This is a genomic window from Microbacterium sp. F2E, from assembly GCF_020905435.1.
GTDB lineage: Bacteria > Actinomycetota > Actinomycetes > Actinomycetales > Microbacteriaceae > Microbacterium > Microbacterium lacticum.
In genome coordinates this window covers 125,344-146,724 of record NZ_JAJJIB010000002.1, presented here as the reverse complement: position 1 = coordinate 146,724, position 21,381 = coordinate 125,344, and the positions used below count along the sequence as shown (strand labels likewise).

Annotated in this window: 29 protein-coding genes and 3 pseudogenes; 14 read left to right on the top strand and 18 right to left on the bottom strand. The window is 71.5% G+C overall.

Translation table 11 applies throughout. From position 1 onward, the window contains the following. Positions 1-3 precede the first annotated feature (3 nt). Entirely contained in the window at positions 4-543 is a 540-nt protein-coding gene (locus LOK55_RS02935; protein WP_229934163.1) for a YaeQ family protein, read from the bottom strand. 78 nt (positions 544-621) lie between these two features. Between LOK55_RS02935 and LOK55_RS02930 the strand changes: the two genes are divergently transcribed. Next, complete coding sequence (locus LOK55_RS02930; protein ID WP_229934162.1) at positions 622-1,353, top strand: TetR/AcrR family transcriptional regulator; 732 nt, start codon at positions 622-624, stop codon at positions 1,351-1,353. 21 nt (positions 1,354-1,374) lie between these two features. On the opposite strand, the gene LOK55_RS02925 is transcribed toward LOK55_RS02930, so the two are convergent. Genes LOK55_RS02925 through LOK55_RS02910 form a run of 4 tightly spaced genes read right to left on the bottom strand, consistent with a single transcriptional unit; the run spans position 1,375 to position 4,059 of the window. After that, positions 1,375-2,352: a DnaJ domain-containing protein gene (locus tag LOK55_RS02925; protein ID WP_229934161.1), complete on the bottom strand. Its 978-nt coding sequence runs from the start codon at positions 2,350-2,352 to the stop codon at positions 1,375-1,377. 8 nt (positions 2,353-2,360) lie between these two features. Continuing rightward, complete coding sequence (locus LOK55_RS02920; protein WP_229934160.1) at positions 2,361-2,699, bottom strand: hypothetical protein; 339 nt, start codon at positions 2,697-2,699, stop codon at positions 2,361-2,363. Beyond that, positions 2,696-2,938 carry a hypothetical protein gene (locus LOK55_RS02915; RefSeq protein WP_229934159.1) on the bottom strand — a complete coding sequence of 81 codons (243 nt, stop codon included), beginning with the start codon at positions 2,936-2,938 and terminating at the stop codon, positions 2,696-2,698. The genes LOK55_RS02920 and LOK55_RS02915 overlap by 4 nt, the downstream gene beginning before the upstream one ends. A gap of 29 nt (positions 2,939-2,967) precedes the next feature. Next, positions 2,968-4,059: an enoyl-CoA hydratase/isomerase family protein gene (locus LOK55_RS02910; RefSeq protein ID WP_229934158.1), complete on the bottom strand. Its 1,092-nt coding sequence runs from the start codon at positions 4,057-4,059 to the stop codon at positions 2,968-2,970. Between the two features lie 114 nt (positions 4,060-4,173). On the opposite strand from LOK55_RS02910, the gene LOK55_RS02905 reads away from it, so the two are divergent. Both LOK55_RS02905 and LOK55_RS02900 read left to right on the top strand, forming a co-directional pair. Then, positions 4,174-5,328, top strand: coding sequence for an ATP-binding cassette domain-containing protein (locus LOK55_RS02905; RefSeq protein WP_229934157.1), 1,155 nt, complete (start codon positions 4,174-4,176; stop codon positions 5,326-5,328). Beyond that, a complete protein-coding gene (locus tag LOK55_RS02900; protein ID WP_229934156.1) occupies positions 5,325-6,164 on the top strand; it encodes an ABC transporter permease in 840 nt (279 codons plus the stop codon). The genes LOK55_RS02905 and LOK55_RS02900 overlap by 4 nt, the downstream gene beginning before the upstream one ends. A 48-nt stretch (positions 6,165-6,212) precedes the next feature. Here LOK55_RS02900 and LOK55_RS02895 read toward each other — a convergent pair whose 3' ends face one another. From LOK55_RS02895 to LOK55_RS02865, 7 genes are all read right to left on the bottom strand, one after another. Continuing rightward, complete coding sequence (locus LOK55_RS02895; protein ID WP_229934155.1) at positions 6,213-6,668, bottom strand: hypothetical protein; 456 nt, start codon at positions 6,666-6,668, stop codon at positions 6,213-6,215. Positions 6,669-6,753: 85 nt separating this feature from the next. Continuing rightward, complete coding sequence (locus tag LOK55_RS02890) at positions 6,754-7,557, bottom strand: uroporphyrinogen-III synthase (protein WP_141380056.1); 804 nt, start codon at positions 7,555-7,557, stop codon at positions 6,754-6,756. 189 nt (positions 7,558-7,746) lie between these two features. Beyond that, the gene (locus LOK55_RS02885) at positions 7,747-8,019 is read right to left on the bottom strand and encodes a hypothetical protein (RefSeq protein WP_229934154.1); all 273 of its coding nucleotides are present in this window, start codon (positions 8,017-8,019) and stop codon (positions 7,747-7,749) included. Next, positions 8,009-8,419 carry a phage holin family protein gene (locus LOK55_RS02880; RefSeq protein ID WP_229934153.1) on the bottom strand — a complete coding sequence of 137 codons (411 nt, stop codon included), beginning with the start codon at positions 8,417-8,419 and terminating at the stop codon, positions 8,009-8,011. The genes LOK55_RS02885 and LOK55_RS02880 overlap by 11 nt, the downstream gene beginning before the upstream one ends. Before the next feature lies 1 nt (position 8,420). Beyond that, positions 8,421-8,816, bottom strand: coding sequence for a hypothetical protein (locus LOK55_RS02875; RefSeq protein WP_229934236.1), 396 nt, complete (start codon positions 8,814-8,816; stop codon positions 8,421-8,423). A 96-nt stretch (positions 8,817-8,912) separates the two neighbouring features. Then, complete coding sequence (locus LOK55_RS02870) at positions 8,913-10,544, bottom strand: NAD(P)/FAD-dependent oxidoreductase (protein ID WP_229934152.1); 1,632 nt, start codon at positions 10,542-10,544, stop codon at positions 8,913-8,915. Positions 10,545-10,720: 176 nt separating this feature from the next. Beyond that, a complete protein-coding gene (locus LOK55_RS02865; RefSeq protein ID WP_229934151.1) occupies positions 10,721-11,128 on the bottom strand; it encodes a GNAT family N-acetyltransferase in 408 nt (135 codons plus the stop codon). 104 nt (positions 11,129-11,232) lie between these two features. Here LOK55_RS02865 and LOK55_RS02860 point away from each other — a divergent pair. The 3 genes and pseudogenes from LOK55_RS02860 to LOK55_RS02850 all read left to right on the top strand — a co-directional run. Beyond that, a pseudogene (locus tag LOK55_RS02860) lies at positions 11,233-11,331 on the top strand (Fe-S cluster assembly protein HesB); the annotation flags it as partial. 53 nt (positions 11,332-11,384) lie between these two features. After that, positions 11,385-11,633 (top strand): type II toxin-antitoxin system Phd/YefM family antitoxin, encoded by a 249-nt coding sequence (locus tag LOK55_RS02855; RefSeq protein ID WP_229934150.1) that lies wholly within the window; start codon positions 11,385-11,387, stop codon positions 11,631-11,633. 9 nt (positions 11,634-11,642) lie between these two features. After that, complete coding sequence (locus LOK55_RS02850) at positions 11,643-11,900, top strand: type II toxin-antitoxin system RelE/ParE family toxin (protein WP_229934149.1); 258 nt, start codon at positions 11,643-11,645, stop codon at positions 11,898-11,900. Positions 11,901-11,910: 10 nt separating this feature from the next. Here the strand turns inward: LOK55_RS02850 and LOK55_RS02845 are convergent, their stop codons facing one another. Further along, complete coding sequence (locus LOK55_RS02845) at positions 11,911-12,459, bottom strand: GNAT family N-acetyltransferase (RefSeq protein ID WP_229934148.1); 549 nt, start codon at positions 12,457-12,459, stop codon at positions 11,911-11,913. On the opposite strand from LOK55_RS02845, the pseudogene LOK55_RS02840 reads away from it, so the two are divergent. The 5 genes and pseudogenes from LOK55_RS02840 to LOK55_RS02820 form a co-directional block, all read left to right on the top strand. After that, positions 12,458-12,553: pseudogene (locus tag LOK55_RS02840) on the top strand (Fe-S cluster assembly protein HesB); the annotation flags it as partial. The gene LOK55_RS02845 and the pseudogene LOK55_RS02840 overlap by 2 nt on opposite strands. Before the next feature lie 8 nt (positions 12,554-12,561). Then, on the top strand, positions 12,562-13,311 hold the full coding sequence (locus LOK55_RS02835; RefSeq protein ID WP_229934147.1) for a uridine kinase: 750 nt from the start codon (positions 12,562-12,564) through the stop codon (positions 13,309-13,311). 37 nt (positions 13,312-13,348) lie between these two features. Continuing rightward, positions 13,349-13,915 (top strand): HhH-GPD-type base excision DNA repair protein, encoded by a 567-nt coding sequence (locus LOK55_RS02830; RefSeq protein WP_229934146.1) that lies wholly within the window; start codon positions 13,349-13,351, stop codon positions 13,913-13,915. Positions 13,916-14,076: 161 nt separating this feature from the next. Next, positions 14,077-14,919: a hypothetical protein gene (locus LOK55_RS02825; RefSeq protein WP_229934145.1), complete on the top strand. Its 843-nt coding sequence runs from the start codon at positions 14,077-14,079 to the stop codon at positions 14,917-14,919. Between the two features lie 194 nt (positions 14,920-15,113). Then, positions 15,114-15,662 carry a GNAT family N-acetyltransferase gene (locus tag LOK55_RS02820; protein WP_229934144.1) on the top strand — a complete coding sequence of 183 codons (549 nt, stop codon included), beginning with the start codon at positions 15,114-15,116 and terminating at the stop codon, positions 15,660-15,662. Between the two features lie 79 nt (positions 15,663-15,741). Here LOK55_RS02820 and LOK55_RS02815 read toward each other — a convergent pair whose 3' ends face one another. Next, positions 15,742-17,130: a glycine--tRNA ligase gene (locus LOK55_RS02815; RefSeq protein WP_229934235.1), complete on the bottom strand. Its 1,389-nt coding sequence runs from the start codon at positions 17,128-17,130 to the stop codon at positions 15,742-15,744. On the opposite strand from LOK55_RS02815, the pseudogene LOK55_RS14200 reads away from it, so the two are divergent. Then, positions 17,099-17,557: pseudogene (locus LOK55_RS14200) on the top strand (DUF5996 family protein); the annotation flags it as partial. The gene LOK55_RS02815 and the pseudogene LOK55_RS14200 sit on opposite strands and share 32 nt — an antisense overlap. Positions 17,558-17,636: 79 nt before the next feature. After that, positions 17,637-17,894 (top strand): DUF5996 family protein, encoded by a 258-nt coding sequence (locus LOK55_RS02805; RefSeq protein ID WP_229934143.1) that lies wholly within the window; start codon positions 17,637-17,639, stop codon positions 17,892-17,894. Here LOK55_RS02805 and LOK55_RS02800 read toward each other — a convergent pair. Then, on the bottom strand, positions 17,887-18,264 hold the full coding sequence (locus tag LOK55_RS02800) for a DUF4870 domain-containing protein (protein WP_229934142.1): 378 nt from the start codon (positions 18,262-18,264) through the stop codon (positions 17,887-17,889). The genes LOK55_RS02805 and LOK55_RS02800 overlap by 8 nt on opposite strands. A 65-nt stretch (positions 18,265-18,329) precedes the next feature. Here LOK55_RS02800 and LOK55_RS02795 point away from each other — a divergent pair, with 65 nt between their 5' ends. Continuing rightward, positions 18,330-19,841, top strand: coding sequence for a flotillin family protein (locus LOK55_RS02795; protein WP_229934141.1), 1,512 nt, complete (start codon positions 18,330-18,332; stop codon positions 19,839-19,841). Between the two features lie 52 nt (positions 19,842-19,893). On the opposite strand, the gene LOK55_RS02790 is transcribed toward LOK55_RS02795, so the two are convergent. From LOK55_RS02790 to LOK55_RS02780, 3 genes are all read right to left on the bottom strand, one after another. After that, a complete protein-coding gene (locus tag LOK55_RS02790; protein ID WP_141381048.1) occupies positions 19,894-20,316 on the bottom strand; it encodes an organic hydroperoxide resistance protein in 423 nt (140 codons plus the stop codon). Positions 20,317-20,372: 56 nt separating this feature from the next. Beyond that, positions 20,373-20,822 (bottom strand): MarR family winged helix-turn-helix transcriptional regulator, encoded by a 450-nt coding sequence (locus LOK55_RS02785; protein WP_229934140.1) that lies wholly within the window; start codon positions 20,820-20,822, stop codon positions 20,373-20,375. 92 nt (positions 20,823-20,914) lie between these two features. Then, on the bottom strand, positions 20,915-21,310 hold the full coding sequence (locus tag LOK55_RS02780; RefSeq protein WP_229934234.1) for a hypothetical protein: 396 nt from the start codon (positions 21,308-21,310) through the stop codon (positions 20,915-20,917). Positions 21,311-21,381: the final 71 nt, after the last annotated feature.

Here is a 21,381-nt window from a genome sequence, read left to right as displayed (position 1 = left end):
GGCTCAGGCGATCGGGTGCCGGTGCAGTGCCGAGGTGAGGCTCGTGCCGTTCACGTCGAGGTAGAGCTGGCCTTCGGTCACCGACAGCGTGACGGTGTTCCGGCGCGTGACGGCGTCGGCCACGGCATCCACGAACCCGGGGTCGAAGGAGGTGAGCGCGATGTTCTCGGCGTCGTGGATCTTCTTGCCCGCCCACTGCGGCAGCACCCGCGCCGGGTCGCGGTGCGTGTAGACGGCGACGTGGCCGGTGAGCTTGCTGCCGTAGTGCAGCCGCTCGGCGTCGGGGGCGCCGACCTCGATCCACGCGGTCTGCGCGCCGGTCGCATCGCGCACGAGCACCGCCGGCTCGTTCGTCGCGGCGACGCCCTCGCTGAACGCGATGCCCTCGGCGTACTCGAGGCAGTAGGCGAGGAGCCGCGTGACCATGAACGCCGCCGTCTCCGACGGGTGCTGCGCGAGACGCAGGGTCAGGTCGTCGTAGACGCCGCGGTCGAGATCGGCCAGCTGCACGTCGAAGGTGTGCATCACAACGCCGATCGCCATTCTCTGAGCCTAACCGGGCACGGATGCCACGCAGAACCTCCGCTTGGAGGTTTTCGAGCCCGCCGATAGGCTCTGCGCATGAGTCCCTCCGGCGCCGAGACCCCGCGCTCCCGCGGGACGTACGCGAAGGGCGTCGCCCGGCGGCAGGAGATCCTCGACCGGGCGATCGAGGTGTTCGCCCAGCGGGGCGGCAGCCGCACGAGCCTGCGCGCGATCGCGCAGGAGGTCGGGGTCACGCACGCGGCGCTCACCCACTACTTCGGCTCGCTCGACGAACTGCTCGTCGCGGTGTATCGCGAGTCGGCGCAGCGCCTCGAGGAGGCGGCTGCCAGCCGCGACAACGACGGGGGCGCCGATCCGCGTGGCGGCGCCGATGGACGCGGCGGCGATCCGGCCGACGACACGCGCGGCGGCGCCGATCCGGCCGACGATGCTGGGAGGGCCGGCGACGCGGACGCGCTGATCAGCCCTGCGGAGGCGATGCGGGTCTCGGCGGCCGAGAACCGTGAGATCCCGGGCATGGTGCAGCTGTACTCGACGCTCGTCGCGTCGGCTCTCGACGGCGCGCACCCCGCGGCGCAGGCCTTCGCGACCGACCGCTTCTCGCGCCTGCGCGACGAGCTCGCCGCGCGGGTGCGCGCGCTGCAGGCGTCCGGATCTCTCCGCGCCGACCTCGACCCCGCGCTCGTCGCGGCGCTCGTCATCGCGGCCTCCGACGGACTGCAGACGCAGTGGCTGCTCGACGCGAGCGTCGACCACGAGGCCGCTCTCGCACTGCTCGACCGACTGCTGGCGCCGCCCGCGGTGTGACCCGGCCGCCGGGGCGTCCTCTCAGACGAAACGCACGACCGACTGCAGCCGGGTGCGCACGTCGAACAGCTCGTTGCCGCCGATGTCGCGCGCGCCGGTGAGGCCGCGTCGCAGCACCGTCGACAGGGCTGAGCGCCGCACGATCGCGACGGGCTGACCGCGCACCTTGCCGATCTCGTCGATCGCGGTCGCGAGGTCTTCGTCGGGGAGCACGACGACCACGCCGCTGAAGCGCACCCGCGCGGCGCGCGCGACGGCGCGGGTCGCGGCAACCAGGTCGCCGATGGGCGCGCCGGTCACCCCGTCGCCGATCAGTTCGCCGCGGCGCACCCGCGCGGGCCCGCCGAAGTCCTCGCTGAGCACCGCGTAGAGCCCGCTCGGACCGAGCACGATGTGATCGAGCTTGAGCGCCGCATCGCGCGGGTCGGCGGCGACGTCGTGCCAGACCGTATAGCCCATGCCGAGGTCGGCGATGATGCGCGCGGATGCCTCTTCGGCGAGCGCGTCGGCGAGCAGCCGCTTCAGCTCGCGCGGCGCCGTGCGCACGAGCGCCGGGTCGTACGGGTCGGCGAGCTCGGTCCCGCGGCCCGCCCACTCGCGCATGAGGGTCAGGTAGCGTTCCCGGCGCCACCCGCCCGGGTGGCCGAACGATCGTGCCCGCGGACGCGTGTCGGCGGGGCGAGGCCGCCAGCCGGACGAGGCATCCGCACCGGCACCACCGGTTCCCCCCGCACCGGCACCACCCGCGCCCCCCGCACCGTCCGGCGCATACCGCGCGTCGGCGAACCCGTGCCCGCGGTCGTAGGCGGCGCGCGCCTCGACCGTGCCGACGAGCTCCCACGCCCGCTGCACCTGCACGAACACGACGGCGTCGCCCCCGGTGTCGGGATGCGTCTGACGCAGGCGCAGCCGATACGCCTTGCGGAGATCCTCGTGCGAGGCATCCGCATCGATCTGCAGCACCTCGTAGGCCGAGGCGGAGAGCGGACTGTCGAACATGGCGGGCCTCAGTGCTTCTCGGCGCGACGGGCATAGGCGGCAGCGCTGCGGCTCGACAGCGCCAGCAGCACCAGGATGTCGACGGCGAGCGAGAGGAGCGTCGTCTGCAGCGTGATCTCCTGATCGCGCGCCCACCAGCTGACGAACGCCGTCGAGATCGAGATCACCGTGACGACGCCCAACCCGACGAGCACGACCCAGAGCGACGCGTCGTACACGTCGGCGGTGGGGCTGAGCCCGTCGATGTCGCGGCTGAGGCCCTCGAGGTGGGTGCGCCAGTGCAGCGCCACGTCGCGCATCGTCAACACGCTGACGAGCGCGCCCGCGCCCACGTCATCCGCACTCATGCCGTCACCTGCCGCACGTCGACGATCGGCAGGCGCCGGCCGCCCGGCAGCACGAGGTAGGCCAGCAGCACCCAGAAGACGATGCCCGCGGCGATGCCCCACCATCCGATCGCGAACGTCTCGGTGAAGCTGAGGTAGGCGAGCCAGATCGCCGCGAGCCCCGCGAAGACGAAGAAGAACTGGTCGACGGCCGTGCCGATCGACCAGCGCCGTGCGCGACGGCCCGTTCCCTCGCTCATCGCGTTCCCACCCGGCGCTCGGTCCCCGCTCAGTCCGCGTCCCGGTCGACGCCCCAGAGCGGGTCGGTCGGCGCCGCGGCGAGCGCGTCGGCGGCGAGGTCCGGCGCCACGGCATCCAGGGTGCCCGGGTTCCAGTGCGGGTCGCGGTCCTTGTCCACCAGTTGCGCGCGGATGCCCTCGACGAGGTCGGACTGGGTGCCGGCGAACCACAGCACGAGGCCGTACTCCTGCGCGAGCGCGGCGCGCAGGTCGGGCAGCTCGCGCGCGGCGCGGACGGCCGCGAGGGTCACGGTCAGCGCCGTCGGCGAGAGCTCCTCGAGCGTGTCGGCGGTCGTGGATGCCTCGGCCTCGGGCCGCGCGCGCAGGCGCGCGACGATCTCGGCGACGGTGTCGGCGGAGAACGCGTCGTCGATCCACGGTCGGGCCGCGGCGAGGCGCGAGGGCGCGGGCGTCTCGTCGAACAGGAGCACCAGTTCGGCGGGCGTCGCGGGGTCGGCGCGGGTGAGCAGCGCATCGCACAGGTCGGTGAGCCGGTCGCTCGGCACGAGCGCGTCGGCGAAGCCGGCGTAGATCGCGTCGGAGGCATCCATCGTGCCGCCGGTGAGGGCGAGGTACTCCCCCGTGCGGCCAGGCGCCCGCCCGAGCAGCCACGAGCCGCCCACGTCGGGGGTGAAGCCGATGCGGGTCTCGGGCATGGCCAGGCGCGAGCGCTCGGTCACCACACGCACCGCGGCGTGGCCGGCGAGGCCGATGCCGCCGCCCATCGTGACGCCGTCGGCGATCGCGACGATCGGCTTCGGGTACTCGGCGATGCGGGCGTTCAGCGCGTACTCGGCGCGGAAGAACACCGCGACCTCGCTCCCCCGGCCCTCGACGATCTGCTCGCGCAGGCCGCGCACGTCGCCGCCGGCGCACAGGCCCCGCTCGCCGGCGCCGTCGAGCAGCACGACGTCGATGTCGGGGTCGTGCTCCCAGGCATCCAGTGCCGCGCTCAGCTGCAGGATCATGTCGAGGTCGAGCGCGTTGATCGCGCGCGGACGGTTGAGGGTGAGGTGCCCGACGCCGCGCTCGGCGCGCGCGAGGACGGTCGGCTCGGGCGCAGTGACGTCGAGGGTGCTCACCCGCCCCACGTTACCCGCGGTGGCCTCTCCGCCCCGGATGGGCGCGGCCTCCCCCGGTCCGGGGCCTTTTTCGGCCAGGATGGACTCACCGCCCCCGCCGACGAGAGGCCCCCCATGCCCGAAGGACATGTCCTCGAGTTCACCGACGTGACGAAGCGCTTCGGATCCGTCGCCGCCGTCGACGGACTCACCGCCCGCGTCGAACCCGGAACGGTCACCGGATTCCTCGGCCCCAACGGCGCCGGAAAGACGACGAGCCTGCGCATCCTGCTCGGCCTCGTGACGGCCACCTCGGGCACCGCGACGATCGCCGGCCGCCGCTACGCCGACCTCACGAGGCCGCTGCAGACGGTCGGGGCGGCGCTCGAGGCATCCAGCTTCCACCCCGGGCGCACCGCCGCGAACCACCTGAAGGTGTACGCGCAGGCCGCGGGGCTGCCGTCCAGCCGGGTCGACGAGGTGCTCGGACTCGTCGGACTCGCCGACGTCGCGGGCCGCAAGGTCGGCGGGTTCTCTCTCGGCATGCGCCAGCGCCTGAGCCTGGCGTACACACTGCTCGGCGACCCGGGCGTGCTCGTGCTCGACGAGCCCGCGAACGGTCTCGACCCCGAGGGCATCAAGTGGCTGCGCGGTTTTCTGCGCGAGCTCGCCCGCGAGGGGCGCACGGTGCTCGTCTCCTCGCACATGCTCGCCGAGGTGCAGCAGACGGTGTCGTCGCTGCTGATCATCTCCCACGGCCGCCTCGTCTACCAGGGCGACATGGCCGGGCTCACGCAGGAGAGCGACTACGCCACCGTCATCGACTCGCCCGACCGCGCGGCGCTCGGTGCGGCGCTGGATGCCGCGGGCATCGCCTACGAGCCGCTGCGCACCGGCTTCACCGTGCGCAGCGCCGACCCCGCCCAGCTCGGCGCGCTCGCCGCGTCGGCCGGCGTCGCGCTGTCGAACCTGCAGCGCAAGGGACCGGCGCTCGAAGAGGTGTTCCTCGACCTCGTCAACGGCGTGCGCGTGCACGCCTCGGTGGGCACGGTGGCCGCGGACGGTGCGGGGGATCCCCCGGCGGTGGATGCCGCTGTGGTGGATGCCGAGGCTGTGGACGCCACGCCCGACGTTGCCGAGCAGGATGCCCCGGCAACGGATGCCGTCGCGCCCGCCGTGGCCGGGACGAGCGAGGAACCGCCATCGGCAGACGATCCGCCGAGCCCCGCCGGAGAGGCGGCGCCGCCGTCCGAACCGGGCGACGCCGCCGAGGGAGGTGAGCAGCGATGACCCGCGATCGCACGTCGCTTACGAACGCGACCCGCTCCGAGCTGACCAAGCAGTTCACCACCTCGATGTGGTGGATCCTCGGGCTCGTGCTGTTCCTCTACATCGGGCTGACCGCGGGCGGGCTCGCCGGCACCTTCGGCGCGCTGGCCTCGGGCGCCCTCTCGCCGGAGATGGCCAACGGCCCGGCGCTTCCCGCCGAGATCCTGCCGCCGGTGATCTACAGCATCGCCACGGCGGTGGGCTACGTCTTCCCGCTGCTGATCGGCACGCTGATGGTCACCGGCGAGTTCCGCCACAAGACCCTCACGCCGACGTTCCTCGCGACTCCGCGCCGCGGACTCGCCCTCGCCGGCAAGGTCGTCGCCGGCATCGTGATGGGCGCGCTCTACGCGGCGCTCGCGATCGTCGCGGCGGTCGGGATCGGCGCGGCGGTGCTCGCCGCGTTCGACGTCGACACGCAGCTCGACTCGTCCGACACGTGGGCGCTCATCGGGCGGATGGCGCTCTCGTTCATCCTGTGGGTGCTCATCGGCATCGGCGTCGGCACGCTCGTGCGCAACCAGGTCGCCGCGGTCGTCGGGGTGCTCGCGTTCACGCAGTTCATCGAGCCGATCCTCCGCACCGTCGGCGGCTTCGTCGACGGGCTCTCCGACGTGACGAGGTACCTGCCCGGCGCGGCATCCGACTCCCTCGTCGGCGCCAGCATCTACACGAACCTCGGCGGCGAGAGCACCGCCGGCCTGGAATGGTGGGTCGGCGGCCTCGTGATGCTCGGCTACGCGGTGGTGTTCCTGCTGCTCGGCTGGCTCGTCAGCTGGCGCCGCGACATCACCTGAGCGCGCGCGAGAGCGGCGTCGCCCGCGCGGAGCTCGTCGCGCCCGGACCTACGCGGTCGCGGGTCGGGGCGCGCTCCGCGGGCGTGCGCGCCTCGGCACCGTCCCCGCGTGGGCGGAGGCGACGATCTCGGTGACCTCGGTCGCCGCGTCATCCCCCTCCAGGCGCAGCGCCTGCACGAGGGCGAGCCCGTGCCCGGTGGTGAGCACCAGGCGCGTGAACTCGTCATCGCCCTCGAGGTCGATGACGGCGGCGGGCAGCTTCCGGCGCACCACGACGAAATCGGCGGCGCCGGCCGAGCGCCACGTGCCCATCGCGACCGTGCCGCGGATGTGCGTGCCCGGGTTCGGCACCCCGCGCAGCCACGTCCACGCGTCGTCGGTGAGCTGCACCTTGGTGATGTGCGACCGGTCGACGTGCACCGGGTCGCTGCGCCTCGCGAGCGCACGCTCGATCGGTGAGAGCACGACCTCCAGCCGCGTGGCATCCAACAGCAGCGTCACCATGCGTTTCAGTCTGCCAGCGTCCGTATGCCGCGAAGCTCACAGACCCGCAACGATCCGGCGCGCGAAGATCCGGCGCGAGACGGTCTCAGACGGCGAACTCGTCCGTGGCGTGCGGCAGGGGGAACTTCTGCACCGCGGCGATGAGCCCGTCGACGGTCTGCTCGCGCGCGACGGCGTTGACGCCGAGACCCGCCTTGCGGGCATCCTTCGCGGTGCGGGGCCCGATGGCGGCGATGATCGTGGATGCCGGGATGTCGGGGAACTGCAGGCGCACCTGCTCGGCGACCGACCCGCTCGTGACGAGGATCGCGTTGATACGACCGCTTTCGACGTCGTGCGCGATGCGTTCGGTGACGGGCACTCCGACGGTGCGGTAGGCGACGACGCTGCGCACGTCGTGGCCGGCTTCGCTCAGCCGGCGGGTGAGCACGGGCTTAGCGATCTCGCTGCGGAGGGTCAGGATGCGCCGCGGCTCGGGTTCGAGGGTGAGCAGCTGGTCGGCCATGCCTGCGGCGGAGTTGTCGTCGTCGGGCACGAGGTCGACGCGGTAGCCGACGGCCGACAGGGCGGCTGCGGTCGTCTCGCCGACGGCGGCGACGCGGGTCGTCGCCGGGATCTCGGCGCGGTACGCGTAGAGCACGTCGACAGTGGTCGCGCTCGTGAGCGTGACCCAGTCGAATGCGCCCGCCGCGAGATCGGCCAGCGCCGCCTCGAGCGTGGCCTGATCGGTCGACGGAGCGAAGTTGATGAGCGGAGCGATCACTGGAACGGCGCCCTGCGCCCGCAGCGTCGCCGCCACCGAGTCACCCCACGGACCGCCCCGCGGCACGAGCACGCGCCAGCCCTTGAGGGGCTTCGCGGCCGTCGCGGCCTGCAGATCTGTGTTCATGCTCGACTCTCGTGGTGCTCCGTCGGGCGCACGGGATTCGCGCGTCCGGCCCTGCCGTAGCCGCGGGCCGTCTGCGGTGCAGGACGGCGCCGTGCTGATCGGGTCGGCGGGCCGGCAGCTGCGCGTCATCGCCACTGCCTGGTACACGAGCATACCCCCGGCCTGCCAGGGGTATCACGGCGGCGGCCGTCACCGCGTGTACAGCCGCACGATCCCCCAGACGACGAGCCCCACCGCTGCGGCGAGCCCCACGGCGGCGGCCTTGGCGCCCGTCGGGTTCGTGCGGGCGAAGCTGCGCACCGACGTCACCGCCTCGTCGGTCTTGCGGGCGACGCGCTTGGGCACGTTGATCTTCTCTTCGATCGCCGACAGCGCCGCCTTCAACTCCGCCCGCGCGCTCTCGACGGGATCGGTGATGCCGAGCGGCACGGCGGTGCGGGGCACGGGGGACTCAATACTCATCTGCCACGTCCTTCACGATGCGGGCGTCGACGGTGATCGACTTGGCGGGGCTCTCGCTCTTGGAGAGCTTCTTGAACCGCTGCAGGCCGAGGAGGGCCGCGACGACGATGACGACCACGACGACGCCGACGACGATGAGGGATGCCACCCACGCCGGCATCCACGACGACAGCCCGATGATCGTGAAGGCGCCGAGCGCGGGGATCAGCCAGAACAGGAAGAAGAGCGCGACGATGAACCACACGCCGCCCAGCCCCGCCTGCTTGCCGGCGAACTTCACCCACTTCTTCGCCGAGTCGATCTCGGCGACGATCAGGTTGCGAACGAGCTCGGGGACCTCTCCGATCAGCGTGAGCAGGCTGTCGTCGGAGCGGTCACGGAATCCGCGGGGCGTGGTCATCTCAGCTGTCCGCCGCCTTCTTCGCTTCGCGCTTCGCGTCGGCGACGGCCTTGTCGGCCGTCTTCTTCACTTCGGCGGCGGTCGTCTCGGCGCCGCGGGCGACCTCGTCGGACGAGTCCTTCCCGGCCTTGATGGCCGAGTCGAGCTTCTGCCCGGGTGTGCCCGACTTCGAGGCGGCCTTGGTCACCTTGACGGCGCCGTCCCACAGCGCGCTCGGCAGGGCGAACGCGGCGGACTTGCCGAGCTCCTTCGCCTTGGTGACCTGCTTCTGCACGGGGTCGGTGTTCGAGACCTTCAGAAACCCCGTCTTGATCTGCTCGTAGCGTTCCCGGCCGGCGCGTGCGCCGAGAACGTACCCCGCGGCGAGCCCCACGACGATCCCGATCTTGCCCTTCATGCTGCCCCTCACGGTCGAAAGCGATGGTGATGTCGTCTCAGACTAGCCCCGTATGCCGATTCCGGCATCCGCGGTTGCGCTGAGGTGGTGGCACTGCTAGCGCCCGGCGCTCTCGTCGCCCGCATCGGACGTCGGGGCGCCCTCGCCCGGCCACAGCACGGCGCTGCGGATGCGGTCGTTCTCCGCCAGCGCGTCGGCGACGATCGCGGCGACGCCGGAGCCGGCGACCCACGAACCGACCACCGCGAGGCCCGGGTGGGCGGACGTCAGCCCGCGAACCGCGGTCACGTGTTCGGCGTGCCCGAGGCGGGATGCCGGAGGCTCGAGCACGACCGTCCGCCGGCCGGCGGCGTGCGGTGCGGGCAGGTCGACGCCGAGGAGGGCGGCGGCCGCGCCGCGGGCGAGGTCGATCGTCGCCTCATCCGAGCGGGCGGCGTCGGCGTCGAGCGTGACGCGCAGCACGTGCCGGCCGGGACCGGCCGCAGCGGCGAGCGAGGGCCACTCGGCGGAGGGCAGAGTGACCGACAGCGCGGCGGACGCCACGTCGGGCGTTGTGTCAGCCCCCGCCGCGCCCGGGGCGGCACGGCCCGGCGCGACGACCGGATAGACGGCGCGTCCGCGCGGCGCGCCGTCGAGAGCCGGCGTGACGACCACCAGGTCGACGACGTCGCGCACGGGAGCCGCGGGCGCATCGGCGCCGACCCGGATGCCCGCGCCGTCCAGCAGCGCCGCCGCGACCCGCGCGCCGGTCGCGATCACGACGACGTCCGCCTCGACGACGACCTCGCCCGGAGGGCTGGCCGCGCTCGGGACGGCGGCCGCGGCATCCGTCGCCTGATCCGGCGCCTGATCCCTCGCCTGATCCGGCGCCGGCGCGCGGACCGTCCACGTGCCGTCTGGCGCGGCGGCGAGGGAGGTCACGCGGTGATCGACGCGCAGGTCGGCGCCGAGGTCGAGCAGCCGCTCGGTGAGCGCGGTCGCGAGCCGGCCGAAGCCGCCGCGGAGCGTCGCACGGGTCGCGGGGGCCGTCGCCGAGCCGTCGCCGTCCGGCGCCAGCAGGTCGAACACGGCTCCGGCGAGCGAGCCGGTGCGGGTGAGCGCGGTGCTGAGGCCGGGCGCGGCGGCTTCGACGTCGACCTCGTCGGGATCGAGGCCGTAGAGGCCGCGCGTGACGGGGGCGACGAGGCGGTCGACGACGCGGTCGCCCATGCGCTGTCGCACGAGCCGGCCGAGGCTGCGCTCGTGCCCGATCGTGAGCGGCGGTCGCAGGCGATCGAGATAGGCGCGCCACGCTCCGCGCCAGCCGATCACCCGGCGCACGTCGTCGGCCCAGGCGTTCGACGGGATGCCGAGCACCGTCGCCTCGGGGAGCGGTGCGGCGTTCGACGCGCGCCCGGCGACTGCCGGGCCGGCGATCCAGACGGGAAGCGGCGCGGCCTCGTCGACGTCGGCGCGCAGGCGCAGCTCGTCGATGACACCGGCGAGCGCGGGTGCCTGCGCGGGGAAGGCATCGGCGACGAGATCGACCGGGATGCCGTCGAGCAGCGCGGTCTCGAGAGACCCGCCGAGGCGTCCCGCGGCGTCGAGCACGGTGACCTGTGCGCCGATCTTCGCCCACTCGAGGGCCGAGACGAGCCCCGCCACGCCCCCGCCGACCACGACGACGCGGGTGCGCCGCGCACGCAGCAGCGCGTCGGCTCCCCGCGCGGGTTCGGTCGAATCGGCCATGCCTCCATCCTCGCAGGGCTCCGCGGCCGACAGCGGCCCAGAGTTGTCGCGTGCGGCTGACCTGCTTCGGCGGGCCGGCGTGGGAGGCCGGTGCGCTTCCCGTGCGCGGACGGCGCACGACGTCGTGGCCGAAGACCGACGCCTGACCGCCGTCGGACCGCAGGAGCGTCGCGAGCTCAGCGCGCGGGCCGGACCAGGGCGGTGTGATCCGGTGCCCCGAAGCCGAACGGTCGATACAGCCCGTGCGCGTCGCTGGTGAATAGCATCCAGCGGAAGCCCGATCCGGGGCCGTCGTCGACCATGAGTTTCACGAGGCGCTTGCCGAGCCCGTGCCCACGGTGACCGTCGATCACGAAGACATCGGCGAGGTAGGCGAAGGTGACGCCGTCGGACACCGCCCGCGCGAAGCCGACCTGCTCGCCGGTGTCGCGCCGGTAGGCTCCCACGGCGCGCCACGCACCCGCGATCTGGGTCTCGACGTCGGCGCGGCTGCGCTGCCGACCCCAGTAGGCCTCGGTCGAGAGCCAGCCCCACACGACGTCGGGCTGGATGCGAGACGGATCATCGTCGAGGTCGTAGTCCATCCCGCAAGTCTCGCCCACGGGCGTCGGCCGTGCCAATGCCGGTCGCGGGGACCGCGCCCGCAGCGTGATGGCGCGACGAGACGCCGCACTGCGAGACTGAACGCATGCCTGAACTGCACATCACCGACGACGCGGCTGCCGACGCGCTGCTCACCGACAACCCGCTGGCGCTGCTGATCGGCATGCTGCTCGATCAGCATGTTGACTAACCACGTACAGCCGTGCGCACATCTTGTACAAGATGTAGCATTGAGCCATGACCTCTATCACTCTCTCCGAGTTCCGTGCGCGCCAGAGCGACTACATCGCCGCAGCGCAGCGCGAGCCTGTCGAGATCACGTCACGCGGCGTCGGACGTCGAGCAGTGGTGGTCTCACCGGACTTCTTCGACCGGGCTCTGGAAGCTCTAGAAGATCAGGCAGACGTTCTCGCCGCCGCGGCCGCTCGCAACGAGATCGAACCGCGCGTATCTCACGCAGATGTGATGGCCGAGTTCGGACTCTGACCGCGACACGTGCAGTACGAGATCACCTACGCGCACTCAGCGCTGAAGTCCCTGCGCAAGCTGGACGGCGGCGTTGCGCGGCGCATCCTCACAGCCACCGGCGCACTCGCGCAGGATCCTCGCCCTCCCGGATGCCTGCAACTCAAAGGCGGCAGCGGCGAGATGCGGATCCGCGTCGGCGACTACCGCATCATCTACGAGGTGAATGACAGCGAAGTCGTGGTCCTCGTCTTGGCAGTCGGCCACCGTCGCGAGATCTATCGCTGAGGAGCCCCTGTCACGCCGGATCCGTCTTGAGCCGGGCGGCCGTGATGACATCGATGCGCTCCCCGTCCACAAGGAACTTCTCACGCTCGAGGCCCTCCCGAACGAATCCGGCAGCACGAGCGACAGCGGCCGATCCAGGGTTGTTCGCACGGTAGCCGAGCTCGAGCCGGTACAGCCCGCCCTCGCCGAGCTCCCGGTCTGCCAGCGCACGCACCACCTGTGATGTGATGCCTCGGCGTCGGGCATCGGGATGCGCCCAGTAGAACACCCAGCCATTCGCATTCGCACGATCGACGGAAACCGCGGCGAAAGCGAGCAGCCGATCGGCATCGTCGACAGCGACGAGCGTGCGCAGATCGGCGTTGTCCAGCATCCGATCCACGTAGGCGCGGGCTGAGGCGAGGTCTCGCACGTCACCCTGACGACTCATCTCGACGGCATCCGATACGAACGCGTCGCGCACCCGGTCAGCATCGCCCTCCTGCAACTCCCGGAGACTCGTCACATCGGCCACACTAGCGATCTCGAGCACGCGGCGCGACTGGCACACTGGTCGCATGGCCCTGCACATCACCGGCGACGCCGCCGCCGACACCCTCCTCACCGAGAACCCCCTCGCACTCCTGATCGGCATGCTCCTCGACCAGCAGGTGCGCTGACCATGGGCACGCGGCGCTTCGCCAGCAACGGAGAGTCAGACGGGAAACCTGGACTCGTCCCGTCTGGTGAGCGGCTGAAGGCCATCGCGCGGCTCTGGCACGAGATCCAGCAGGTGCGTTCGGGATCGCGCATCCTGGTCGCTCTCGATGGATTCGATGGCGCAGGCAAGTCACATCTCTCCGATGAGATTGCGGCGCACGCTCGCGCCTCGGTCGGCCGTCCTCTCGTGCAAGTCAGCATTGATGGCTTTCACCATCCCCGCCGCTTTCGCCGGGCGGCGGGACCTGGCCCGGAGGGGTTCTATCGTGGCTCCTACCGATACTCAGACTTCCGCCGCTGCGTGGTCGAGCCGCTGGGCAGCGGCGAGCCAATCATGCCGGTGATCTGGGATGTCGCCCGCGACGAGTCGATCACCCCAGACCCGGTCGTGGTCCCGCCTCGCGGCGTGGTGCTCGTCGACGGGATCTTCCTGCACCGGCCCGAGCTCAGAGATCTCTGGGACGCAACGGTCTGGATCGAGGTGCCCTTCGCGGTCAGCGTGCCGCGCGGGAACGCGCGGTTCGCAGGCGCGCATGATCCCGACCCTGAAGCCCCGTCGAACTCCCGCTACGTCGGGGGGCAGCGTCTTTACCTGCAGGAGGCCGACCCTCGATCCCACGCGACCTGGGTTTTCGACAACACCGACCTTGCGCAACCGCAGCTGCGAAGTAGGAATGGGCGAGGCGCCACTTCGCCGGTCACAACCGACTGATTCCCACCGGGTGCGCCGTTGACGCGAAGATAGAGGCATGGCGCTTCACATCACCGGAGACCCCGCGGCCGACACCCTCCTCACCGAGAACCCCCTCGCACTCCTGATCGGCATGCTCCTCGACCAGCAGATCGCGATGGAGACGGCGTTCACCGGGCCACTGAAGATCGAGCAGCGCACCGGGTCGATGGATGCCGCGGCGATCGCCGCGTACGATCCGGATGCCCTGGCATCCGTCTTCAAGGAGACGCCGGCCGTGCACCGCTTTCCCGGGTCGATGGCCGCGCGGGTTCAGTCGCTGTGCCAGGCGCTCGTCGACGACTGGGGTGGCGACGCCGCGGCGCTGTGGACGGAGGGCGACCCGGATGGGGCGACGGTGCTGAAGCGGCTCAAGGCGCTGCCCGGTTTCGGCGAGCAGAAGGCGAAGATCTTCCTCGCGCTGCTGGGCAAACAGTACGGCTTCACCGGGGAAGGCTGGCGCGAGGCATCCGCCCCGTATGGCGAAGACGGGTCGTTCCGGTCGGTCGCCGACATCACCTCGCCGGAGTCGCTGACGAAGGTGCGCGAGTTCAAGCGCGCCGCGAAGGCGGCCGTCAAGGGCTGAGCCCCGGCGGCTTCGGCCCTGCCCGCGCCGCGGGGCGCCAGCCGCCTCACCGAGGCAGGAGAAATCACGGAGGCAGGACGGATGCCTGGGGTTCGGTCCTGCCTCCGTGATATCTCCTGCGTCCGTGATGCCTGGCGCGATGCCATGGCTAGAGTCGGGGCATGCGCACTCACCTGAGATGGCTCATCCCGCTCGCGCTCGCGCCGCTCGTGTACGTGCTGTGCGTGTGGGGTGCGCAGGTGATCACCACGCCTGCGAGGGACGCGTCTTCCTCCGGCACGATCCCACCGGGCGCGGCACTCGGCGGACTGGGTCTCCTTGTTTTGGGGGCCGCCGTGCCCCTCATCCTCTTGGTGATCGCGCTCGGGCAAGGCATCTCTGTGCACCGCCGCGCACGGCGGCGGAAAGGCCATTTCACTCGAGCGGAGCTCTCACAGATGGGCGAAAAGCAAGCGCACGCTCAAGCGTGGGAGAACGCGCGCGCGTTTCGTCGAACGCTTCTTTCCGGCAACGTCCCGGCGTCCGTCGACCAGTGGAATGTGCCGCCGTATGCCGGAGAACGGTTCTTCGCCGCCGTCCCGATGACGTATGCCCGCTACTACGGCCAAGACGTGCACTACTCGAGCGGCGGCGGCTTCGTTTACGGGCATCCGGCCTTCGTCATCGGCGCGATGGCGGTGAGCGGAATCGCGAACGGGATCGCCCGCTCGAACGCCCGCGCTCAGGCAGCCGAGCAATGGCGAGACTGGCAGACGGCGCACGTACTCGTGAGCAACCGGCGCCTGGTCGTCAACGCGTCAGGTCGGTGGTTGAGCTTCGATTACGGCGCGATCACCGCGGTCTTTCCGGAGGTCCGCGAGCTCACGCTGGTCTGCCAGTTCCCCGACAGCTCCCCGCTGCTCTTGCAGGGATCTCATTCTCCCCTCGCCGCCATCATGACGACTTTCGCCACGCACGGGCGCGACGGGCTGGCGCGTCACCCCAGTCTTCTCGCGCTCGATTGATCGCCGACCCGCGCCGCGGGCGGCGTCACCGAGGCAGGAGAAATGACCGAGGCAGGACGGTTGCCGGGGTCTCCGTCCTGCGTGCGAGATATCTCCTGCGTCGGTGATGCCCGGTCAGGCCTGGTGAGGCACGGCGCGGGATGCCTCAGGCGCTCTTTCCCTGCACCGGGACGGGCGGCGGCTAGCATCGACGAGTGTTCGAGACCCGAAGCATCACGCCGGATGTGACCCTGCGGATCGTCCAGCCGGGCGACGCCGCCGTGCTCGCCGAGGCCTATCGGCGCAACAGGGAGCACCTCGCTCCGTGGGAGCCGCTCCGCGACGAGGAGTTCTTCAGCGAGCGCTTCCAACGGGAGGACATCGAACGCAGACTCATCGCCACGGCGGCCGGCGAGGGATATCCCCTCGCCCTCGTCGACGGCACGGAGATCATCGGCCGGTTCGACCTCGCCGCGATCAGCCGCGGCCCGTTTCAGAGCGCCGGCCTCGGCTATTGGGCCGACCGGAACCACCTGGGCAGAGGCCTCGCCCCCGCGGCGGTCGGTGCGATCGTGGCGGAAGCCCGCGAAACCCTTCGTCTGCACCGCACCGAGGCCAGCACGCTGGTGCACAACACCGCTTCTCCACAGCCTCCACCAGGTCATCCTGCACAACTAGCCCCAGAAGTCGCCGCGGCGCATCACCGAGGCAGGAGAAATCACCGAGGCAGGACGGTTACCGGGGCATCCATCCTGCCTGCGTGATTTCTCCTGCGTCCGTGACGTCCGCGCCGACCGCGCCCGTCCGCGCCGACCGCGCCCGCCCGTGACGCGCGCCCGACCCTCAGGCCCCGCTCAGCCGCTCGCTCAAGAAGGCGACGAGCCCGTCGAGCGGCAGCCGCTCCTGCGCCATCGTGTCGCGGTCGCGCACGGTCACGGCGTCGTCGTCGAGCGAGTCGAAATCGACCGTGACGCAGAACGGCGTGCCGATCTCGTCCTGTCGGCGGTAGCGGCGGCCGATCGCGCCGGCGTCGTCGAAGTCGACGTTCCAGCCCTGCGCGCGCAGCGTGTCGGCGACCGAACGGGCCAGCGGCGAGAGCCGCTCGTTGCGCGAGAGCGGCAGCACGGCGACCTTCACCGGCGCGAGACGCGGGTCGAGGCGCAGCACGGTGCGGGTGTCGGTGCCGCCCTTCGCGTTCGGCACCTCCTCCTCGCGGTAGCTGTCGACGAGGAACGCCATCATCGAGCGCGTGAGACCGAACGACGGCTCGATCACGTACGGCACGTACTTCTCGCCGGATGCCTGGTCGAAGTACGTCAGCGACTGACCCGACGCCTCGGTGTGCGAGTTGAGGTCGTAGTCGGTGCGGTTGGCGACGCCCATGAGCTCACCCCACTCCTTGCCCGGGAACCCGAACCGGTATTCGACGTCGATCGTGCCGGCCGAGTAGTGCGCGCGATCGTCTTCGGGCACGTCGAACTGGCGCATGTTCTCGGGGTCGATCCCGAGGTCGACGAACCAGTTCCAACACGCGGCGACCCAGTGCTCGAACCACTCCTGCGCCTCGGCGGGCGGGGTGAAGAACTCGATCTCCATCTGCTCGAACTCGCGGGTACGGAAGATGAAGTTGCCGGGCGTGATCTCGTTGCGGAACGCCTTGCCCACCTGACCGATGCCGAACGGCGGCTTCTTGCGCGAGGCGGTGAGCACGTTGGAGAAGTTCACGAAGATGCCCTGCGCGGTCTCGGGGCGCAGGAAGTACAGCCCCGACTCGTCGTCGACGACGCCGAGGTAGGTCTTCACGAGACCCGAGAACGCCTTCGGCTCGGTGTATTGGCCCTTCGTGCCGCAGTTCGGACACGGGATGTCGGCGAGGCCGTTCTCGGCCTTCCGGCCCTTGCGCGCCTCGAAGTCCTCGATCAGGTTGTCGGCGCGGAAGCGCTTGTGGCAGTGCAGGCACTCCACGAGCGGGTCGGTGAAGGTCGCGACGTGACCGGATGCCTCCCACACGCGCTTGGGCAGGATGATCGACGAGTCGAGGCCCACCATGTCGGCACGGCCGCGCACGAACGTCTGCCACCACTGCCGCCGGATGTTCTCCTTGAGTTCGGTGCCGAGGGGGCCGTAGTCCCACGCCGACCGGGAGCCGCCGTAGATCTCACCCGCCTGGAACACGAACCCGCGGTGACGGGCGAGGGCGATGACTTTGTCGAGGCGGGACTGCTCGGCCACGGTGGCTCCAATGGTCGCGTGCGCGGAGGGCGCGAAGAAGAGGGATGCCGCGACGCGGCATCCCTCGATTCTATCCGCGCCACCGTGTCGGTCACCGACGCGCGCGGCGCGGAACAGCTCGTACCACTCCGGGCGCGTGAGCGGGATGTCCGACCCCTGGGCAGCGTCGGTGACGCGCTGCGGGGTGGTCGTGCCGAGGACGACCTGCATGCCGGCGATGCCGGCGTCGCGGGCGGCGCCGACGAGGGTGCGCCAGGGTGAGGCCATGGACACGCGCGAACCGGCCTGGCCGGCCCTGCTCGTCGCGGACTGGGAGGACACCCGCGACACCCTGCATCTGTGGACGCAGATGGTCGGCAAGCTGCGGCTCGCGCTCACCCCGAGGGTGAACCACTGGTGGAACGTGCCGCTGTACGTGGATGCCCGGGGCCTCACCACCTCACTCATGCCGTGCGCGGCGCACGGCCTCGAGGTGCGTTCCACCTTCGCCGCAGCACCCGGGCGGCGTGCCCAACTGCCCCGACTGGGTGATGTACGAGGCGGACCTCGGGGTGCCGGGCGCGTACTTCGACGCGGCGCTCGGCGAGTTCGTGGTGCCGTACCGCACGGTGCGCGAGGCGGAGCACGCCGAGGCCCTGCTGCTCGACTTCCTGCGGGCGACCTACCGCGCCGGCGCCGAGACCGGCGGGTGGCCGCAGGTGGATGCCTCGGCCGAGCCCGCCCGGTCACCGAGCTCGTCGAGGGGCCGCCGAGAGGTCAGCTGACGAACTTGATGCTCATCGGGTAGGTGTACCACTCGCCCTTGTTCGCCGCGATGGCGGCGATGATCGAGAACACGATGTTCACGACCCAGACCGCGGCGAGGATCACGAAGCCGATGACGACGATCGTGAGGACCCACCCGACGAAGCTCGCGATGAGCAGCGTCAGCTGGAAGTTCAGCGCCGTCGCCGTGTGCGCGCGCACGAACGGGCCGCGGTCCTTCAGCACGAGATACCCGATGAGCGCGGGGACGAAGCTGAAGAAGATCCCGCCCACGTGCACGAGCGTCGCCCAGAGGCGCTCGTCGGCCGGGTTCATCGGCTGCGGGGCGGCGGCGGGATACTGCGGCGGCTGGTAGGGAGGCGTCGTCATCGCACCAGCCTACGCGGCCCACCCGATACGGTCGAAGGACATCGACAAGGAAGTGGGTTCGCTCCGTGGACATCTTCGCCGCCGGTGGGACGCTCGTGATCGTCTCGATCGCCGTGGTCGCCGCCATCATCCTCCTGATCTTCCTGCTCGTCATGGTGCGGGCCTGGTACAAGGTCGCGAAGGCCGACCAGGCGCTCGTCGTGGTCGGCAAGAGCCAGAAGAACGCCTCCGGGGAGTCCTCGCGCATCTCGGTGATCACCGGGGGCGGTGCGCTCGTGAACCCGCTCACGCAGCGGGCAGAGATGATCTCGCTGCGCGCCCGCCAGATCAAGATGGAGCCGACGGCACAGGCATCCAACGGCGTCACGGTCAACGTGTCGGGCGTCGCGCTCGTGAAGATCGGCTCCGACCCGGAGTTCGTCCGCCGCGCCGCGGAGCGCTTCCTCAGCCAGGACGGCGCGATCGAGCAGTTCACGACCGAGCAGCTCGAGGGCGCGCTGCGCGGCGTCGTCGCGACGCTGACGGTCGAGCAGCTCATGAAGGACCGGCAGAAGCTGTCGGACCAGATCGCCGAGGGCATCAAGAGCGACCTGCTCGCGCAGGGGCTCATCCTCGACTCGTTCCAGATCCAGGGCGTCACCGACAAGAACGGCTACATCGACGCGCTCGGCGCGACCGAGGTCGAGCGCGTGCGCCGCGAGGCCGAGGTCGCCCGCATCAACGCGGCCCGCGAGGTGCGCGCCCGGCAGATCGCGACCGACGAGGCGAACCTCGTCGAGCAGACCGCGTTCGACAAGAACTCCGCCGCCGCGGCGGCCGAGGTCGGACGCGCCCGCGCCGAGGCCGATCAGGCCGAGGCCCTCGCCCGCGCCGAGCGCGAGCAGGCGGTGCTGCTGCAGGGCGCCGAGAACAAGCAGGCGCAGCTCGACGCCGACATCAAGAAGGTCGCGGATGCCTCGCTCTACGAGCGTCAGCGTGCGGCCGACGCCGCCGCCTACGGCGAGGTGAAGGCCGCCGAGGCCCGCGCCCAGATCGCCGCGCAGGAGGCGGAGGCGACACGCCTGCGCGCCCAGGCCGAGGCCGAATCGGTGCGCCTGGTCGGCGAGGCGCGCGCCGCGGCGATCGAGGCCGAGGCCGAGGCGCTGTCCAAGAACCAGGAGGCGCTGCTCGCCCAGCGGGCGCTCGAGGCGCTCGTGCCGATGATGACCGAGTTCGCCCGCGGCTTCGACAAGGTCGGCCAGATCACGGTGCTCGGCGGCGAGGGCGCGTCGTCGCACATGGCGGCCGAGTCGGCCTCGAGCATGCGGGCCAGCTTCGACGCGATCGAGGCGGCGACGGGCATCGACCTGCGCCAGGTGATCCAGGGCCAGGCGACCGGCCGCGGCATGGCGCAGGGGCTGCAGGGCGACACGGGCGGGCGCGGCGGCTCCGGCGGGCGCGGCGACTCCGGCGGGCGCGGCGGCTCCGGCGGGCGCGGCGGCTCCGGTGCGCGGGACGTGCGGGCGGTTTCGGCGGAGGGCGCCACGGTGGATGCCACCGCGACCGGCGCTCCCGCCGACGAGGCATCCACCGTTTGAGCCTCCGGCGCGGGGCCCGGCGTGCTCACCGCCGGGCCCCGCGCGGCGGCGATCAGTCGTCGACGACGGTGACGGTCACCTCGATGTTGCCGCGGGTCGCGTTCGAGTAGGGGCAGACCTGGTGCGCGGCGTCGGCGAGCTGCTGGGCCACCGCGGGGTCGACGCCCGGGATGTTGACCTCGAGCTCGACCGCGAGGCCGAATCCGCCCTGACCGTTGGAGCCGATGCCGACGCGCGAACCGACCGACGACCCGTCGATGGCGACCTTCTGCGCGCGGGCGACGGCCTGCAGCGCGCTGTGGAAGCACGCGGCGTAGCCGGCGGCGAACAGCAGTTCGGGGTTCGGGGCGCCGCCGGCGCCGCCCATCTCCTTCGGCACGCGCACGTCGGTGTCGACGAGTCCGTCGGCCGTGCGCACGTGTCCGTTGCGGCCGTCTCCGGTGGCGAGGGCCTCGGCGGTGTAGAGAATGTCCATGGGGTCGTCCTTTCGTGGGGTCTTCCTGGGTGGATGGTCCGGGCGCGCGGCGCGGGTCAGGCGGCGGTGCGGAGGTCGGCGGCGAGCGCGCGCATGTTCGCGGTGATCGCGCTGAGCTGGGCGAGGAGGTCGGAGAGGCTCCGGCCGCTGTCGACGAAGGCGGGCACGAGGCATCCCGCCGCCGCGATCACCTCGTCATGCACCGCGCGCCCCGCCTGGGTGAGCGAGACCCGCACCACGCGGTCGTCGCTCTCGTCGCGGCGACGGACGACGAGTCCGCGGTCGTCGAGCCGGCGCAGTAACGGTGAGAGCGTGCCCGAGTCGAGGTTCAGCTCGTCGCCGAGCTCGCCGACCGAGCGCTCGCCCGTGGCGAGCACCACCATCGCGAGGTACTGCGGATACGTCAGCGTCCACGGCTTCAGCACCTCGCGGTAGGCCTGCGTCGTCGCGTGCGAGGCGGTGTACATCGCGAAGCACACGAAGTCATCGAGGGTCTGCGGCGTCATGGTGCAAGCATTGCACGCAATCTAGTTGTGCACAACCGTTTTTGCGGCACGCGGCAGCGCTCGCGCGGTGGATGCCTCGAAGCGAGGCCGTCTCAGCCGACCGCCGGTCGCCCGACCGTGAACCCGTCGGGGTCGCCGGGCCGCGGCGCCCGCAGCTGCGCGGGGATCGGCCACGGCAGCACGATCCGCTCGGTCGCGTGGCTGACGTCGCCGAAGTCGTCGACTTTCACGACGATGCGCGCGGGCGTGACCTCGACCATCCGCACACGCACGGCCCCGCCGCCGCGCTCGAGCATCCAGACGTCGGCGAGGTAGCCGAGCCCGCGCTCCTCGAGCGCCGCCTCGGCGTCGAGCCAGTCGACGGATGCCGCCACCTCGCGTCCCAGCAGGTCGATCGCCGCCCAGTGGTCGCCGTCGGGCCGGATCCACCCGACGAGTTCACCGTCGTCTCGGCGATGCGCCGTCCAGTCGGCGGGGTGGCCGATCATCGTGATGACGTCCATCGCGAATCCGGTGCCCGACGCATAGGTCGCGCGCGACGCCTCGCGCGTGAGGTGCG

Bases quoted from the DNA above. Each gene is read 5' to 3' on its own strand.
- LOK55_RS02935 (WP_229934163.1), bottom strand. From the start codon at position 543: ATGGCGATCGGCGTTGTGATGCACACCTTCGACGTGCAGCTGGCCGAT.
- LOK55_RS02915 (WP_229934159.1), bottom strand. From the start codon at position 2,938: ATGAGCGAGGGAACGGGCCGTCGCGCACGGCGCTGGTCGATCGGCACG.
- LOK55_RS02875 (WP_229934236.1), bottom strand. From the start codon at position 8,816: ATGAAGGGCAAGATCGGGATCGTCGTGGGGCTCGCCGCGGGGTACGTT.
- LOK55_RS02825 (WP_229934145.1), top strand. From the start codon at position 14,077: ATGCGCACTCACCTGAGATGGCTCATCCCGCTCGCGCTCGCGCCGCTC.
- LOK55_RS02855 (WP_229934150.1), top strand. From the start codon at position 11,385: ATGACCTCTATCACTCTCTCCGAGTTCCGTGCGCGCCAGAGCGACTAC.
- LOK55_RS02845 (WP_229934148.1), bottom strand. From the start codon at position 12,459: ATGCGACCAGTGTGCCAGTCGCGCCGCGTGCTCGAGATCGCTAGTGTG.
- LOK55_RS02900 (WP_229934156.1), top strand. From the start codon at position 5,325: ATGACCCGCGATCGCACGTCGCTTACGAACGCGACCCGCTCCGAGCTG.
- LOK55_RS02830 (WP_229934146.1), top strand. From the start codon at position 13,349: ATGGCGCTTCACATCACCGGAGACCCCGCGGCCGACACCCTCCTCACC.
- LOK55_RS02865 (WP_229934151.1), bottom strand. From the start codon at position 11,128: ATGGACTACGACCTCGACGATGATCCGTCTCGCATCCAGCCCGACGTC.
- LOK55_RS02895 (WP_229934155.1), bottom strand. From the start codon at position 6,668: ATGGTGACGCTGCTGTTGGATGCCACGCGGCTGGAGGTCGTGCTCTCA.
- LOK55_RS02885 (WP_229934154.1), bottom strand. From the start codon at position 8,019: ATGAGTATTGAGTCCCCCGTGCCCCGCACCGCCGTGCCGCTCGGCATC.
- LOK55_RS02905 (WP_229934157.1), top strand. From the start codon at position 4,174: ATGCCCGAAGGACATGTCCTCGAGTTCACCGACGTGACGAAGCGCTTC.
- LOK55_RS02920 (WP_229934160.1), bottom strand. From the start codon at position 2,699: ATGAGTGCGGATGACGTGGGCGCGGGCGCGCTCGTCAGCGTGTTGACG.
- LOK55_RS02790 (WP_141381048.1), bottom strand. From the start codon at position 20,316: ATGGACATTCTCTACACCGCCGAGGCCCTCGCCACCGGAGACGGCCGC.
- LOK55_RS02870 (WP_229934152.1), bottom strand. From the start codon at position 10,544: ATGGCCGATTCGACCGAACCCGCGCGGGGAGCCGACGCGCTGCTGCGT.
- LOK55_RS02880 (WP_229934153.1), bottom strand. From the start codon at position 8,419: ATGACCACGCCCCGCGGATTCCGTGACCGCTCCGACGACAGCCTGCTC.
- LOK55_RS02890 (WP_141380056.1), bottom strand. From the start codon at position 7,557: ATGAACACAGATCTGCAGGCCGCGACGGCCGCGAAGCCCCTCAAGGGC.
- LOK55_RS02800 (WP_229934142.1), bottom strand. From the start codon at position 18,264: ATGACGACGCCTCCCTACCAGCCGCCGCAGTATCCCGCCGCCGCCCCG.
- LOK55_RS02785 (WP_229934140.1), bottom strand. From the start codon at position 20,822: ATGACGCCGCAGACCCTCGATGACTTCGTGTGCTTCGCGATGTACACC.
- LOK55_RS02930 (WP_229934162.1), top strand. From the start codon at position 622: ATGAGTCCCTCCGGCGCCGAGACCCCGCGCTCCCGCGGGACGTACGCG.
- LOK55_RS02835 (WP_229934147.1), top strand. From the start codon at position 12,562: ATGGGCACGCGGCGCTTCGCCAGCAACGGAGAGTCAGACGGGAAACCT.
- LOK55_RS02780 (WP_229934234.1), bottom strand. From the start codon at position 21,310: ATGATCGGCCACCCCGCCGACTGGACGGCGCATCGCCGAGACGACGGT.
- LOK55_RS02925 (WP_229934161.1), bottom strand. From the start codon at position 2,352: ATGTTCGACAGTCCGCTCTCCGCCTCGGCCTACGAGGTGCTGCAGATC.